The organism is Stenotrophomonas sp. 115C5 (assembly GCF_056861055.1).
The window spans coordinates 47,618-62,138 of record NZ_JBSPUQ010000009.1 but is presented as its reverse complement, the minus strand read 5'-3'; the positions used below and the strand labels follow the sequence as shown (position 1 = coordinate 62,138).

The window sequence follows — 14,521 nt, the reverse complement described above, 5'->3', positions numbered from 1 at the left end:
CCTAGCTCGGCCTACCACAACCGACTATTGAGGAGTCGATCATGGATCGCAAGATTATAGATTTTGCTTCAGCACGTTTGCGTAAAGGCCGCTCCAGCGCAAGCGTCCCCGTTCAGCATAAGGATCCGATTGATGGGCTCCTGGAATGCGGTGTTCCCGCCCGCGTCTTAGTCGCCCACCAACTACCTTGCGTCGAATGGCTCGCCCTTCATCGACGTGACAAGTTCTGCATTTGCTACTTTGATGCCGCTGGCCAGGTTGTGACTGAGAGGCTGAACGCGAGTCAGCTTCTCACACGGGCTCAGGAAATTGGCTGGAGCCCATTGCGGGACCAAGTATCCCCAGATGCCGGGCGCCATCTCTTCGAGGAGGCCTCCTACAACAGGCGCGCTGGGGTCCACTGGTACGCTTCCGCCTACGACCAAACGGACGACATGTTGCCGCTAGGTTTTCCAGAGGATGTCCTGAGAAGGGCTCACGAGCGGCAAGAAAGACGGTATGCGGCGGCGGAGAAGAAGGCGCGTCAGCGAGCCCTTCGAAACGAGCGGCTCGTCGCAAATGAGCGCCGAAAGAAAACAGCCAAGCTTCTTGATTCCATGGCGATGCGGATATTGATGGCCCCGAGCAAAGATGGGAGTGCGCCAACGACGAAATCCCAGGCGCGGCGTCAAGTCAAGGGTATGGTGGCGTCACTTATGGCGGATCTCCGCCAGGTGAGGGTTAACATCGAATTGCCGCGCGGGTAAGGCCTCAGTTCACTCGTCCGATGGAGAGCCCATGAAATTTCCTGATAAGTCCTATCCCACGACGCGTGCTGCCGATATCGCGCGCAAGCTTGAGACATCTGCGCAGTTCTCAACATGTTTGAGGGTGCTAGAGGGGAAGAAGAGGCGGAGTCGATTCCCTTTGGCTATGAGTCTTGAGGGATGGCTGCACTGGTCGGTTCAGCGCTCGCTGGCTGAGTTTGAGCCGTTCGAGAAGATGACCGCCAAGCAGCGGATTGACGCTTCTAAAAGAATCACTTCCCACTGTGAGGCGCTACGCGATCTTCTGTCTCCGTTCCATGACGACGTGACCGGCCTAGGATGGCCGTTCCAGCCAGAACTGGACCTTGCCGCACTAACAAGTGCGATGAACTACAAAGAGCGTCACAGCGAAGACTATGAGGGGCTCGACGAAGATGAGGCAGAGGATATGTTCATTCAACGAAGATTCGCTATGTACCACCTCGCAATGGTTGACCTAGGTCTGGTTCTGGATGCGCTACAGAACGGCGCGGAGCGCCTAGGCGAACTGCAATCCCACATCAAAAAGCCAAACGATCCAAACGCCGCTCGCCTTAGCTTTATGCGGCGGCAGACGAAGGAACTTCTCAATGAGTTCGGTCAACCCTATAGGACTGTCGTCCTGGCCTTGACTTCAGTGTTCTTCGAAGCCGATGACCTGGACGAGGCCGCTGTGTCAAAACTTGCTCCTGTGTAGACAAGTCCGCGCATCGGCAGCTAGACCTGAAGCAAAAGCGGGCCACAGCAGTTTTTGTTCAACCTGAGCAAAAGTCAGAAATGTCTCTGTTGATGGCATGTTGTGGGCTTGACTTGGTATCTAAATTTCGACTCACCCGCCGCGCATAGCGGCCACACGGTGCAGTCAATGGATACATATGGACATCGGGATTTCCGGCCCTTCATTCCGGAATGCGCGAAGGTAGGAATTGGCCGGTCTAAGGCTTACGAACTGGCGAAAGCCGGTCTTCTGGAGACGGTCAGCATCGGCACACGCCGTTTCGTCTACCTCGATAGTCTTTACACACTTCCCGCACGCCTTGCTGCGGCCTCTATGGAGGTCGCAGCGTGAACCATTTCGATTTCTCAAATCTCAATCGAGATCAAATGGGGCTCCTGGACGTGGGCGGTTGGACCTCTGATTGCGGTCGGGCTGCGCCGTCTCGGCGCGCGGCGGCTGAACTGGTGAGCCGGGGACTTCTGGAGACGTACACAGCTACCCATGAAGACGAGCACGGTTCGTACCGGGTGACCGAATACCACGCACCCCAGGAAGTTCAGAGCGCCTGGCGAGATCTCCAAGCGAGACGGGAACAGCAGGGTGAGTCGGTGGAGGTGGAGCTGTGAAGCCACACGATCCTGCCCAACTCGTTCCCCACCCTTCCTCAGGTCTCAAGGTCTGCCTTTCCACCGGCCGCATCTTTGACACAGATGGTCTTGAGGTCGGAATCCAGACCTCGGATACCTATGTCAGGGTAATCCGGAGGGCGACAGCGGCATGTTCGCGAGTCACTTGGTATGCGCATCGATTGGTATGGGAAGCTGCAAACGGTCCTATTCCAGAGGGCATGCAGATCGATCACCTTGATTGCGATGCAGGCAACAACGCGCTTTCCAATCTTGACTTGGTAACTCCTCAGGAGAACCGAGCTAGGCAGGCCGAGAGAAACATCGCTCGCTACGGCTGCAGGTCTCATTACTGCAAGTTGACCCCAGAGCAAGCGGTAGCGATACGCGACAGCGTGGACACCATTCCCTCGAAGGTGTGGGCCAAGCGACTCGGGGTAGCCCCTCGCACAGTGAACCAGATCCGCACCGGCCGAACTTGGGCGCATCTTCCTGGCGCGCGAGCCGTGAAGGTGCGGCCCAAGAAGACCTGACTGGCTTCCCACCTATGCCCTTGGGGGGTGTATGCACAATTTCAGCCAGGACCCAGCCAGCAGGCCGCCTGGGCACGGAGTGGCTATTTCCGGCCGGCAACAAAACAAGCAGCGCCACCAGAGATTGAAGGGGCGGGGTAAGGGGGCGCCTTTTCTTTCAATCCAGCACCAGATCTCGGACTCCGAAGAGTTTGGCCTTCTTTCGGGAAATGCAGTGAAGCTGCTGCTTGAGCTTGCTCGCCAGTACCGTCCGGGAAGGAACGGGGATCTCAGTATTCCTTGGTCAATGCTTTCCAAACGAGGCTGGAGGAGCAAGGCAACGGTACAGGCGGCCAAAAGAGAACTGTTGGATGCTCGGTGGATCCTTGAGACTCGCAAGGGCGGCAAGAACATGTGCAGCCTGTTCGCGCTCACCTACTACGCGATTGACGAATCAGAGAAGCACCTTGAGCCATCGACTGTGACGGCGCCCAATCACTGGAGGCGAAATCACAATGGCTAGTCGCTATGTGGGCCAACTAGGTCGCTATGTGGGCCAACTCTCGAAACAGTTGGCCCACATACAGACCTACGAGGTCGCTATGTGGGCCAGTCAGGGGGTTATCCGCAACCCTTCGAGGTCGCTATGTGTACTCCCTTATAGATATCTACCAAGCGGAGCGCGCTCTTCACCGCTTCAGATCTTCTTGAAGCCTTGGCTTGAGGAGCGCGCCCCTTGAACCAGTCGGCACAGTACCGAGCCCGGTCCAGGCAGGTGCAAGCCCCGGAAGCTCCCGGTCTTGCCAAGCCTTGGACAGAGGGTTCGATCAACGTGGATCGAGCTTCTAGGGCATTGGCTGCTGCATTCGGTTGTGGGCCCTGCATGGCGGTGTCGTGGCAGGCGTCGTGGGTGGAGTCCTTGCCAGATGAGGATGGGGCCTTTGATCCCGATGGGCTCGCTATTCACTCGCGAGGAAGAGTGGTGCAGGACGCTAGGAGATATCTCCCCTCACATGCAGCCTCCAGGGCTATCGCACTGCGCGGCATCCGTGCGGACGCTCGTTCCTTGGCGGAGGACTTTGATCGCAAGGCGAACATGCGTGCCGACGCGTGCGCCACGCGTGTACGACGGGTGCGACGTTGGGATAACCACAAGTTTGCGGGCACCGTAGTCATCCCTGCTGTGAGGCCGGTACGCCCTGTGCTGCTGGCGCTTTCCGAGGCATCACTTGATGGCCCGCTCGAAGCTTGGCTGATGGTCTACGCCGCTCAACGGATGGAGTTCTGGCCCAAGGTTGAGATGTACCTGTCTGCCATGGGGCACAGGCCGGAAGTAGCGCGAGAGGCGGCGGCCAAGCTTCTGAAGCCTAGGGAAGCTCGAAGCTATAGAGATGGTGCGCGTTCGTTCCGAATGCGAGAGTCCACGTATCGAGAGCTGGTGTCCAACGTGCAGGCCATCCTCTGGGACTGGCTGGAGCGAGCCTGCTACGCGCTACTGGAGGAGTTGGGCGAGAGCAGTGGGTGGGAAGTCGGCGAGGGGAAAGCGCTCGATCTATCGATGTGAGAGGCGGGAGAAAAAAGCCAACCCTTTCTGCTGGGTTATTGCTCAACGACTTGATCGCACGGGAGCGATTTACACCCGCCAAACGCCTTAAGTAATAGGGGCTCTACTACCCAAGGGCGGGCTCCTGGCGGCGACCACTTCGGTGGCGCCGCCTCTCCCCCTATGGCGCGATAGACGCCTTGAGTACAGGACAACCCAATGACCTTCAAACTGCAGAACTTTCTGGGCCGAGTCACGCCCGGTTGGCAGAACCTAAACGACCAAGACCGAAGTGCGATAGCTCGGCAGGGCCTGCTAGCCTCCGGCTTGGCACTGCTCAGCGCCCGGAACGGTGGGAACTTCGGGGCGTCCCTCGCAGACGGCCTCAAATCTGGCCTCCTTGCTGTTAACGAGGGTGTCATCGATACCGAGAATGCCCGGTACAAGAACGACATCCTGGCTCGTACTCGTCAGGGGATGGAGCGTAACGCGGCCATCGAGCAGGCTCAGAAAGGCGTGCTGAATCCTGATGGATCACTCAATGAGGACTCATGGAGTCAGTGGGCGAGTGTCGATCCGGTGGGTGCACAAGAATTTCGCCAGAAGGCGAGCCCAAGGGCGAAATGGGAACCTACACAGATTGGTTACCGAGATCCCAAGACGGGTAGGGATGGCCTGCTGGATGTGTGGATCAACAAGGACACTCGCGAGGTTCGAGACCTGCAGAACAACCCGATCAGCAGTGGTCTGCTCGCCCCCGATGCAGTACAGCCACAGATGCCGAAGGCTGGGCTACTGGGCGCCGATGTGCTGCCGGGCCTTGAACAGGCTGTGATGCAGGTCGAGTCGGGCGGCAATCCGGCTGCGGTGTCGTCCAATGGCGCCATGGGCACCATGCAGACGATGCCTGGCACTCTCCGCGATCCGGGCTATGGCGTTGCGCCTGCTCGCGATCAGTCCCCGGCTGAGATGGAGCGCGTGGGCAAGGACTACCTGCAGGCGATGCTTCGGCAGTACGGCGACCCGCGCTTGGCATTGGCTGCCTACAACTGGGGCCCCGGCAACGTGGACCGTGCAATGCAGACGCATGGCGGCAACGTGGATGCGGTCCTCGCCAATGCTCCGGCAGAGACCCGCGCGTATGTGCCCAAGGTTCTTCAGCGCTCTCGCACGCAAACTGCGGCGGCACCTCAGATCGGCTTTCGCCCGACAAAGGAGCCGAACCAGACAGAGCGACAGGCACCCTCTGGATATCGGTACACCGCCGATGGCGGAAGTCTTGCGCCAATTCCTGGCGGTCCTGCAGATCGAAAGAACAACCCCGCCCCTGGCGACCTGGCGCAAGCTGAGCAAGCGCTGCGAAAGGAGTACTCCTCGCAGATCAAAACTCCGCAGACAGTTGTTAACTCGTACCGGCAGATCGAACAGGCAGCCACCAACCCCTCTGCGCAGAATGACCTGGCATTGATCTTTTCTTACATGCGCATGCTTGATCCCGCGTCTGTGGTTCGGGAGGGGGAATTCGCCACGGCACAGAACGCAGCCGGTGTGCCGGATCAGATCCGAAATGCCTACAACAAGGCAATCAACGGTGAACGGTTGAACTCCGAGCAGCGAACGGGCTTCGTCAGCTCCGCAAGGGGGTTGCGAGACCAGGCCCAGCAGCAGATTGACGCGTACCGGGAGCAGTACTCCGGATTGGCAAAGGAATACAACTACTCGCCAGAGCGCATCGTGGGCAGGGGCTCGTCGTCTCGCAAGGAAGGCCAAGTGCCCCCGGCAGCTGTGGACTTCCTCCGAAAGAACCCGAACATGCGCGCGGCCTTCGAGCAGAAGTATGGCGTCAGCGCTGACGACTACCTGAGGTAACCAATGGCGAAAAATCCATTCGATCAGTTCGATGGCCCTGTGCAAGATCTAGCTAGCCCTGGTCAGAACGCCTTTGACCAGTTTGATCAACCCGATGACATTGTGACGCTCCCAATTGTGCAGGCGGTGCGACCCGACTTCAGCGATGTGACCTCCAGCTGGGAGAGCACTGCTGACCAGCCGGGCACTGCGGTCGGTCGGTCGCTGGGCGAATACGGGGGGCGGCAGGTACTGCAGGGTGTCGGTGGGCTGCTGGGCGCCATTGGCGGCGATGCGTTCAATCACTACGTCGTAGATCCGATTCGGCGACAGTTCCATGTGCCGACTGAAGGAGACATTTCAGCCGGTCGTGATGGCTTCGTTCCTACGGCATCCTACCGTCAGATCGGCGAACAGATTGCGGATGACCTTGGCATGCAGCGGCCCCAGACAAAGGCTCAGCGGATCGTCTCTGACATCGGCGAGGGCTTGACCGGCACTGCTTTGACGCTGGGAGTGGGCACCGCCGCGAGTGGCGGTCGCGGCCTCACGCAGGCTGCTGGCGAGTTCTTCGCTGCCAACCCGGTCCTACAGACTGCTGCCACCGTATCGGGCACCGGGGCTAGTTCCGCCGTCCGAGAGACTGGTGGCGGGACCGCTGCCCAAATCGCAGCAGGTGTTGTTGGCGGTTTCGCGCCGGGCACTATCTCGGCACTTCCCGGTATGCGTAGCGGGTTCGTCCCACAGGCGATGGCAGATGTGACGCGAGGCGCTCTCAGGGGGAGTAACGCTGCGGGTGAACGAGTGACTGCCCAAGATGTCGACCGAGCAATCACCGATTTCGCCGCTGCAGGAACCACGCCGAGCGTTGGGCAGGCGACTGGCGGCCGGTTCGCCCAATCTATGGAGACCATGCTTGGCAACGTGCCCGGTGGCGCTGGCCCGATTGCACGGCTGGGGGCCAAGCAGTCCAGCGCTACTGGCCAAGCCGTTGAGCGTTACGCGGAAAAGCTCTCCCCACGCGGCAGGCCTATGAGCCCCGAGCAAGCTGGTAGAGCTGTTCTTGAGGGGGTAGAGGGCAAGAGTCCGGTGGCGTTCGTTCCGAAGACTGCGAAGAAGGCGGATGAGCTGTATGACCGGGTATCCCAGCAAGTTGCGCCCGGTACACGGGTTCAGGTCGAGAACACCAAGCAGGCACTGTCTGATCTCAATGCCTCCATTGAGGGGGCACCCAACGTTGCCAAGCTCTTCCAGAATTCGCGAATCCAAGGTATTGAGTCTGCGCTAGCGAAGGACATAGGGGGGGCGGAGGCCGCCCTACAGCGCCCGGATGTCCGCCAACAGGCTGACACGCTTAGGCAGCAGCTCAACGCGCAAGCGGAGCAGGCTCGGGCGGAGAATGTGCGTCTCCAGACATTGGGAATGCGTGCCTCGCAACCGGTTGCGAGTCCTCGGCAGATTGACGAGCAGGTCAAGACGGCAATCGCAGGGATGGCGGACAACCAGATTCCGTACGAAGCTTTGACCAAACTGCGGACGCTTGTGGGCAAGGAGTTAGACAACTACTCCTTGGCGGATAGCGTGCCACGAGACAAGTGGAAGGCGCTCTACGGAGCCCTCACGCGGGATATGGAGGCGGCCGCTACGACTCCGGAGGCGCAGCAGGCCTGGAAGCGGGCAAATGCCTACTACGCGGCCAGAAGCAACCGTATCGACTCCATTGCCCATGTAGTGGACAAGAGTGGCGGTCCGGAAGCCGTCTATAAGGCTGCGTTCGGCAACACGAAGGAGGGGGCCACGACGTTGCATGCGGTGATGCAGTCCCTTCCGAAAGATGCACAGCGAGAGATGTCAGCTTCCTTCATTCGCCGAATGGGGCGGGCGACGGGCAGCCAGCAGAACGCCGATAGCGACGTCTTCAGCATGGAAACGTTTCTGACCAACTGGGCGAACATGAGCCCGGAGGCTAAGCGGGTGTTGTTCGACCGCCATGGGATGGGCTTCCGTCAGGATATGGAAAAGATCGCTCGCATGACTGACAGAATCCGGCAGGGGAGCGCGGTGTTCCGCAACCCGTCTGGCTCGGGGCGGCTGATTTCGCTCATCACCCAGTCGGCAGGTACAGCGAGTAGCGCAGCGAGTGCACTAGCGGCAGGGAGTCCGCTGCTCGCGGCGGGGATCGTCACCAGTTCCGCCTCGCTGGCTGCAGCGTTTAACGGCCTCGGTCGCTTGATGACCAGTCCGGGGTTTGTGCGTTGGGTGGCTCAGAACGGAGAGAAGCCGGTCGGCGAGCTGATCTCTCAGGCTCAAACGCTGCGCCGTATTGCCGACTTGGAAGGAAACGACGACGTAGCGGAGTTTGCGGATCAGCTTGAAGCTACGAAGCGGCCGCAAAGCCAGAGTAGGCAAGCACTACCAGCGCGATAAGCAGCACAGGGACCGCAACAAGCAGCGAGACGAAGGCCAGCCCGTAACGGCCGTCCTTTCGATCATCCATTTGCTGACTCTCTTCCCAGGACTTGGGGAGGGAGTAGCGGGTCTTCTTCCAAGCATCCATCGAAGTCCATCCTCAGGAGGGCCGGGTCAGCATACACCTGGCCGGTCGTCTGGGATCTCAAAAAACCACATAAACGGGGGGCGGGATCCGCGCCCCAGGAGAGCGTATGACTGATTCAAGGGCTACGGCCTTTTTTAAGGGGGCCGGTAGGCGCATCGCCAATGGCGCCATCCCGGGAAACGTCTTCGACAGTCGCGGCAACTACATGGGCAACGGTGGACGGGCAGCCGTTGCAACTGCGCTGAAGTTCGCCGCTGGCCTGTTCGGCGGGGCGCCTGCCGCACAGCTGGCAGACAGAGGGCTGAGCGGCTGGGTGACTCGTGGAGCGGACTATGGAATCAGTAGGGTGCAGCCCGAGTCTGTCCCGATCTACGGAGCCCCGCCGTCTGCCCAATCCGCTTTCGTCGCAGCGCCGCCCAGTGCCACCCCGAACCTCGGCTTCCCGTCCCAGTCGCCGGGTGGCACATGGAGCGGCTACCTGCAGGGTCAGGGGTCGGTTAACAACTTCGGAAATTCCCAATTTGGCAATGGGATGGCAAGCATTCCCGGCAGCTGGTCACCAGCAAGCACTTGGGGCCAAGGCATCCAAGAGGGGCAGGGATCGAATCTCAACTTCGGCAACTACTCGCCGGGCGCAACTGCAGCCAGTGGCGGAACGGGCCGAGGTGGTAGCGCTGGCGCCAACCGAGCAATGCAGACAGGCAGCTTCAGCCCGAGCAGCGGCATGGGGCCGGGCGGCGCTCGCGGTTCGTTCCTGGAAAAGATCAATCGACGCGGTTTGAACATCAACTAAGGAGAAGCAATGCCGACTTGGCTCAATGGTAAGCAGATCGTCGTTATCAAGACGCTGAGCGGGTGGGTAGTCGGTCCAGAGAAGAACTCGCCGTCCGATGAGTGCATTTCCTATGCCGCGTGGATCGCCGAACTGAGGGAGTAGCTATGTCGTCGTCTCTATCCCCTGCGGCCGTGAAGGGCATCGCTGCAGTGATGCTCCGAGCCAATGCGGGACAACGTGTCTACCTGGGCGGCCTAGACATCACCGAGATGGCCGCGAGCTTCCTCCAGCGACATGTCGAGGAGGTGGGCTTGGATGTTGCGGACAAGGCTTTCCGTAGGCATGGGCTCGTATTGGTAACAACTGAAAACAATAGGTGACAGCTATGGCATTCAAGCCAGGACAATCGGGCAATCCGAGCGGCCGGCCCAAGGTGGATTTTGAGGTGCGTCAGTTGGCGCGGGAGTACGGCCAGGAGGCCATTGAGAAGCTGGTAGCCATCATGCGAGGCGATAATCCTGCTCTGGCTAAGGCGGCCAGCGAGGCACTGCTGGATCGGGGCTACGGCAAGCCGGTCCAGTCTGTTGGGGTAGACCCTGATTCGGTGCCTGTGCAAGGCATCACGGTCCGCTTTGTCTCCCCTGAGGCAACTAGGGAGGACGGCAGTCATGGCTGAGGAGCAGACCTCAATTTCTACTTTAGAGGGGGATGGACCGCCCGAGGTTTGGGACGGGGTTACCTACGTGGTGTATGCCGCTGAGCGGCAGTGCCTGCCGGAAGACTTCGAGGGCCGAGCGCAGGTGGCCAAGGACGCAATCGGCGAGCCCTGGAGGGCCTACGACCTGCACGACGGGCGCTGCCCTGCCTGGACGGGCGGACACTGCCAATGTGGCCTGGTTAGCTGTTTCAGTAACGGCCGGTGGGTGGCTGAGGTGGACGTGTTCCACTCAGTCATAGACCAGCACTCGCTGAACTGAGCTACTTCCGAGTCTCCTTGCAGACGTACATATCCCACTCTTTTTCGTACCGGCAGCCGACACCACATTCGTAGCTCCCGAAGTCCTCGGATTGGCGCTGGAAGGCCAATTGCCGCAGAGCGCCAATAGAGGCGGCTTGGCACTGCTCGAAGGACTCGTAGTGGCCGTAAATTGCCCTGAAGGCGTCTTCGGCCGCCAAGGACCTCCCAGGAGGGTAAACGAAGGCCGTCCACATCTCCGGCTGCTTGGCACAGGCTCCAAGCATGGCAAGGACGGATAGAGCGATGTAGGTAAATCTAGGAATGGGAGGACCTTGGGATTTGGAAGGAGTTCACTAGCGCCACCCATGCAATTGCTGTGCCAAAAAATACGGTTGGACGATGTCCGGTTAGGGATTAGGCTCTCAAGTAGACCGCTCAATTCTGAGTGAGGGAGTTACCCGAAGGGAGGCATAGTTTGAAACCGGCACGCGTTCAAATTCAGCTTTTTAAACTTAACAGGGTGGGTGGGGAAAGGAGTGTAAGTTCCCTATTGCGAGTGATTGAGGCGGATGATATCGGAGACCGTGTTCGATACGTGCGCGGTGCCAATGTTCGACTAGAAAGCGTAGAACGGATGGACGCGGAGAACGGGCTGCCGCGCCGATGGGCGTTGGACTTCGTGAAGTTGAGGGACGTGTCAGGCCCCGGAAAGGGGAGCAAGGACCAACCAATCGAAGACCTTGATATCGAGGAGGAGCAGTTCTTCGGAGAGGAGGCTGCAGCGTTGTATCTCCCGCAGACTCGTCATCTGATAGCGCAGTACAACCACTATGGCGTGAGGCCAAGTGCAATGGCTCAGTACTTGTCATCTTACTTGGAGTACGAGACCAATGAGTATGAAGCCGATGTGGTTCTTGATCCCGATGCAGAGGCTCGCTACGAGAGAATCTCTGAAGTGAGGAGATTCTCGGTTGGAGTGGACTTGGCCAAGCTGACCGCCCGGCAGCGTAGAGACGGGCACGCGCTAACTCAGGCGTTGGGCCAAGCCGCAGATATGAATGGGGCTCGTATCAAGATTGAGGTCTCAGTTGGCCACGATAAGAACAGGTCACTACGCAATGCCAAAGGATGGCTAAGCCGACTGGTCAACAGCGGTGCCGCTGATTCAGCCGAAATCGCAGGCCGTGAGACCCCGGACGGTGATATTTGTCCCGTAGATCTCATCAACGAGACGCTTAAACATCACGTAAGCATTGAGCCAGGTTCCGGGAAGCGTCTACCAATGGAGGCGCGCTTTAGCAAATTGGAGGCCACATACAGAAGATGGCGAGAACGTATTCAAAATGGATAACGCCGCTAGCGAGGGAGAGGGCTTCGCCATGGGTGCTAGCTATGGCGGTGGCTCTCGCGGCTTGGTTTCTGCATGCAGCGGAGTTCATCTCTCTTCCTGTGCAGTCTCCCGACAGCTATCTCTCGGCCGTGATCTCATTGGGAGGAGTGCTGACAGGTTTCATGGCTACGCTCAAAGCTCTTTTGTACGCAATGAGCGACACTGCTTACGGGAGGCTGAAAGGTAGCGGGTATCTGGATGACCTCCTCTGCTATCTCCGCGAGGCTCTGTGGGGAAGCGTTCTAATGTGCGTTGTTGCCCTGATTTCCTTCTATCTCCCTAAGAGCGTAGTCCTTCACTCTATCGTTGCTGGGGTGTCAGCGTTTGCGCTGTCCTCCGTCGCTAGAATTGCGAGCATTACCACCAAGCTCCTTGCTGTACGGCCGATTCCAGAGGAAGATTAGATGGCGAGGGGCTACATGCACTCTCAGGACGCAGGAGGTTCAATACTTCACGTGAAATTCGAAGTGGCTGGCTGTCGGCTGCTGCAGCCTCGACTAGTAACCCCGATGCGTCCGTCGTGCTTGGACTATGCGTTCGCATTGCGAACGCATCCACTGAGCATGATTGACGCATGCGGCCGATTTTAGGGTTGCCTTATGGGAGAGTCTTGGGTGGGCTCCCCCCAGCGTCTTCTGGAAAAGGGCGGCTTGAAACACGTTGGAGTCTTAAGCCGCAGCTTGTGACTAAAGATTACCTTTGGTATGCCGATGCAATTTGTGGACTTTGAAAAGGATGTCAATTGTGAAAAGCACTTCTCCGCAACATGCCACGCAGCTGGCCATCCTCGCCGCACTTCTGAGTCAGGAGCATGCCCGTATCCTCCTCGGGCAGAAAGCGACGGATCACGAATATATTGAGCCCCTCTACCTCGCGGAACTGTTGTTCCTCAATGAAGGTCTTGGTAATGCCGTTCTCAAATGGGCAGTCCAAGAGAACATCGACATTGAGCAGGGTGCGCCAAAGATCGACGCCGTAATGCATGAGCTTTCGTCCGAAGTGATTGATTCTACAGGGGATGTTGAACACCCAACTGTCGAAACGCGGGAAGAGCTTCTTGCTCTTGTTCCGGACGTTGAGCAGATCATCGCTGACACTGCGGGCGCCGCCGGCAGTAATCTGGAAGACGCGTTGGCTGCTGCCGAAACGGCTGGTTCAACAGTCAAGCTTAAGGTCAAGGTCTAAGGTCGGTTCTATCCTAGGCTCAGGGGGCCATAGCCCAAAGCGGCTTGACGACGGTCGACAGGGCGGAGTCGGCATTCTGTCCTTGCCGGATCCAGGGCTTCAAGCTACTCAAGCCAGTGACGCTTGAGTAGCGCTGCGCCGGGCGCCAGCCGGAACGATTCAGGCAGGTGGCTGTCGCGTTCGCAGGATGTGCGACGGCCAGCCGTATCCTTCCGGCCATGCTTCCCTCGCACGGCTACCAAGGCTTTCGCTCTGCGTCACCACCCTCTGGCTGCGTCCAGCTGAGGGATACCTGGGTGCTGTGGTGGAGCGGCCGGCAGATCGCCCAGGTTTCGCCAGCGAAGGAGCGCGGGGTGCGTGTGCACCTCGATGCCCGGAAGATGTGGCAGACCAAGGATGCATGGGCGGCGAGTGTCGATCAGGGCAAGCGCTACGCCGAGCGGTGGTGCGCGGCCAGGCTCTACCCTGAGATGCGCCTGCGAGCCGCTGTGGCTAGGATGGTGGACGACAGCCCGAGGGAGCCTTTACCGCCGCCGCCCGGCCTGTCGCCGACACCCGAGCAGTTGCAGCAGGCTCGCCGCTTGGCCCAGGCCGGATTGAAGGAGCTGGAGCGGGTCAAGGAAGCCCTGGAGCCACGTCGGCCGCCAGCGGTGACCAAGCCCAGGGTGAAAGACCCGATGAAGGCTTGGGTAGGGGCGGGTAGAGCGCATCAGAGGGGATGGCAACCTGGCTCGCAAGTGGTACCGCGCGGCTTTCCCACCTGATTGGACGGCGGCGGAACAATCTCCGGCGTCGGACGAACGGGCATGCACGCGGAGGAGATGCATCCCCAGCTGTCGACTACGCCTGTGATCTCAAATGCCTTGCAGCACAGGGCGTTCGAGTCCTAATTTCTGGTGGGGGACAGGGGCTGCAGTCTTAGCTAGGCTGGTTGGCCCGGCAGTTGTAAAACGGGTGTGACTATGAGCGAACACGATAGCCTGGTGCCATTTGAGCTCAGGGCGATAAATGCGGACGTCGTAGGCGAACTGCTTGGGCTAACACGCAGAAGCGTGCTTGAGACTGTCGCGTGCCGACCTGACTTCCCTCTCAGGGTATCGATGCGCCCAGCCACTTGGGTGGCCGGGGAGGTACTGAAGTGGCGAGATAGCCATCGTTACGGGGCACGAGCGCGTAGACGGAGAACTTCGGCGCAGCAGCCGTCCGGGGGAGCTAGCGAGTAAGGCCGAGCAGCAACGGCAAGAGTGGCGTCAGACGGACTAGTCCGCCTCCCGGACATCTCCGCCTAGCGGACTACTTCCTCCGGCGCACAGTCGCGGTCCTGGCGGCGGACTTGGTTCGCTTCGTTGCCAGTAGCTTTCCGAGTCGCTCATCAGCATCAGAAGCGAGCGATCCCATGAAAGCTGCTTTCGGGAACACCGGCATGGGCGGGGACACGTACCGCGACCGCTGCCACCAAGCATCTAGATCGGCGGCATGAATTCGATCCGATTTCGCGCTTTGTCCCAGCCGTACGGTGGCAAGCTCCCCGGCATCAATGGCTCTGCGGAGAGTTTTGGTGGAACAGGCTGAAAGTTCCGCAGCCTGCGCTAGGGTCAGTAGCTTATTGCCAGATTCCATTGCA

Annotated in this window: 13 protein-coding genes; 12 read left to right on the top strand and 1 reads right to left on the bottom strand. The window is 59.4% G+C overall.

Annotated features, from left to right (window positions below):
- Positions 1 to 41: 41 nt before the first annotated feature.
- The 12 genes from AC13FN_RS12475 to AC13FN_RS12420 all read left to right on the top strand — a co-directional run bounded on the left by AC13FN_RS12475 (position 42) and on the right by AC13FN_RS12420 (position 13,661).
- Complete coding sequence (locus tag AC13FN_RS12475; protein WP_482984907.1) at positions 42 to 746, top strand: hypothetical protein; 705 nt, start codon at positions 42 to 44, stop codon at positions 744 to 746.
- Positions 747 to 777: 31 nt separating this feature from the next.
- Positions 778 to 1,482 carry a hypothetical protein gene (locus tag AC13FN_RS12470; protein WP_482984908.1) on the top strand — a complete coding sequence of 235 codons (705 nt, stop codon included), beginning with the start codon at positions 778 to 780 and terminating at the stop codon, positions 1,480 to 1,482.
- Between the two features lie 643 nt (positions 1,483 to 2,125).
- The gene (locus AC13FN_RS12465; protein ID WP_482984909.1) at positions 2,126 to 2,662 is read left to right on the top strand and encodes an HNH endonuclease signature motif containing protein; all 537 of its coding nucleotides are present in this window, start codon (positions 2,126 to 2,128) and stop codon (positions 2,660 to 2,662) included.
- 214 nt (positions 2,663 to 2,876) lie between these two features.
- On the top strand, positions 2,877 to 3,164 hold the full coding sequence (locus AC13FN_RS12460) for a hypothetical protein (RefSeq protein ID WP_141134224.1): 288 nt from the start codon (positions 2,877 to 2,879) through the stop codon (positions 3,162 to 3,164).
- 678 nt (positions 3,165 to 3,842) lie between these two features.
- Positions 3,843 to 4,205: a hypothetical protein gene (locus AC13FN_RS12455; protein ID WP_482984910.1), complete on the top strand. Its 363-nt coding sequence runs from the start codon at positions 3,843 to 3,845 to the stop codon at positions 4,203 to 4,205.
- Positions 4,206 to 4,403: 198 nt separating this feature from the next.
- Positions 4,404 to 6,053: a lytic transglycosylase domain-containing protein gene (locus AC13FN_RS12450; RefSeq protein WP_482984911.1), complete on the top strand. Its 1,650-nt coding sequence runs from the start codon at positions 4,404 to 4,406 to the stop codon at positions 6,051 to 6,053.
- Between the two features lie 3 nt (positions 6,054 to 6,056).
- The gene (locus tag AC13FN_RS12445; protein WP_482984912.1) at positions 6,057 to 8,459 is read left to right on the top strand and encodes a hypothetical protein; all 2,403 of its coding nucleotides are present in this window, start codon (positions 6,057 to 6,059) and stop codon (positions 8,457 to 8,459) included.
- Between the two features lie 236 nt (positions 8,460 to 8,695).
- Entirely contained in the window at positions 8,696 to 9,382 is a 687-nt protein-coding gene (locus AC13FN_RS12440; RefSeq protein WP_482984913.1) for a hypothetical protein, read from the top strand.
- A 367-nt stretch (positions 9,383 to 9,749) separates the two neighbouring features.
- On the top strand, positions 9,750 to 10,040 hold the full coding sequence (locus AC13FN_RS12435; protein WP_428710174.1) for a DUF5681 domain-containing protein: 291 nt from the start codon (positions 9,750 to 9,752) through the stop codon (positions 10,038 to 10,040).
- A gap of 727 nt (positions 10,041 to 10,767) precedes the next feature.
- A complete protein-coding gene (locus AC13FN_RS12430) occupies positions 10,768 to 11,673 on the top strand; it encodes a DUF6731 family protein (protein ID WP_312720473.1) in 906 nt (301 codons plus the stop codon).
- Between the two features lie 783 nt (positions 11,674 to 12,456).
- Positions 12,457 to 12,897, top strand: coding sequence for a hypothetical protein (locus AC13FN_RS12425; protein WP_482984914.1), 441 nt, complete (start codon positions 12,457 to 12,459; stop codon positions 12,895 to 12,897).
- 218 nt (positions 12,898 to 13,115) lie between these two features.
- A complete protein-coding gene (locus tag AC13FN_RS12420) occupies positions 13,116 to 13,661 on the top strand; it encodes a hypothetical protein (RefSeq protein ID WP_482984915.1) in 546 nt (181 codons plus the stop codon).
- 529 nt (positions 13,662 to 14,190) lie between these two features.
- Here AC13FN_RS12420 and AC13FN_RS12415 read toward each other — a convergent pair.
- Complete coding sequence (locus AC13FN_RS12415; protein ID WP_482984916.1) at positions 14,191 to 14,517, bottom strand: helix-turn-helix domain-containing protein; 327 nt, start codon at positions 14,515 to 14,517, stop codon at positions 14,191 to 14,193.
- Positions 14,518 to 14,521 lie beyond the last annotated feature (4 nt).

Coding starts and splice junctions, on each gene's coding strand:
- AC13FN_RS12475 (WP_482984907.1), top strand. CDS start 42: ATGGATCGCAAGATTATAGATTTTGCTTCAGCACGTTTGCGTAAAGGC.
- AC13FN_RS12470 (WP_482984908.1), top strand. CDS start 778: ATGAAATTTCCTGATAAGTCCTATCCCACGACGCGTGCTGCCGATATC.
- AC13FN_RS12450 (WP_482984911.1), top strand. CDS start 4,404: ATGACCTTCAAACTGCAGAACTTTCTGGGCCGAGTCACGCCCGGTTGG.
- AC13FN_RS12445 (WP_482984912.1), top strand. CDS start 6,057: ATGGCGAAAAATCCATTCGATCAGTTCGATGGCCCTGTGCAAGATCTA.
- AC13FN_RS12440 (WP_482984913.1), top strand. CDS start 8,696: ATGACTGATTCAAGGGCTACGGCCTTTTTTAAGGGGGCCGGTAGGCGC.
- AC13FN_RS12435 (WP_428710174.1), top strand. CDS start 9,750: ATGGCATTCAAGCCAGGACAATCGGGCAATCCGAGCGGCCGGCCCAAG.
- AC13FN_RS12420 (WP_482984915.1), top strand. CDS start 13,116: ATGCTTCCCTCGCACGGCTACCAAGGCTTTCGCTCTGCGTCACCACCC.
- AC13FN_RS12415 (WP_482984916.1), bottom strand. CDS start 14,517: ATGGAATCTGGCAATAAGCTACTGACCCTAGCGCAGGCTGCGGAACTT.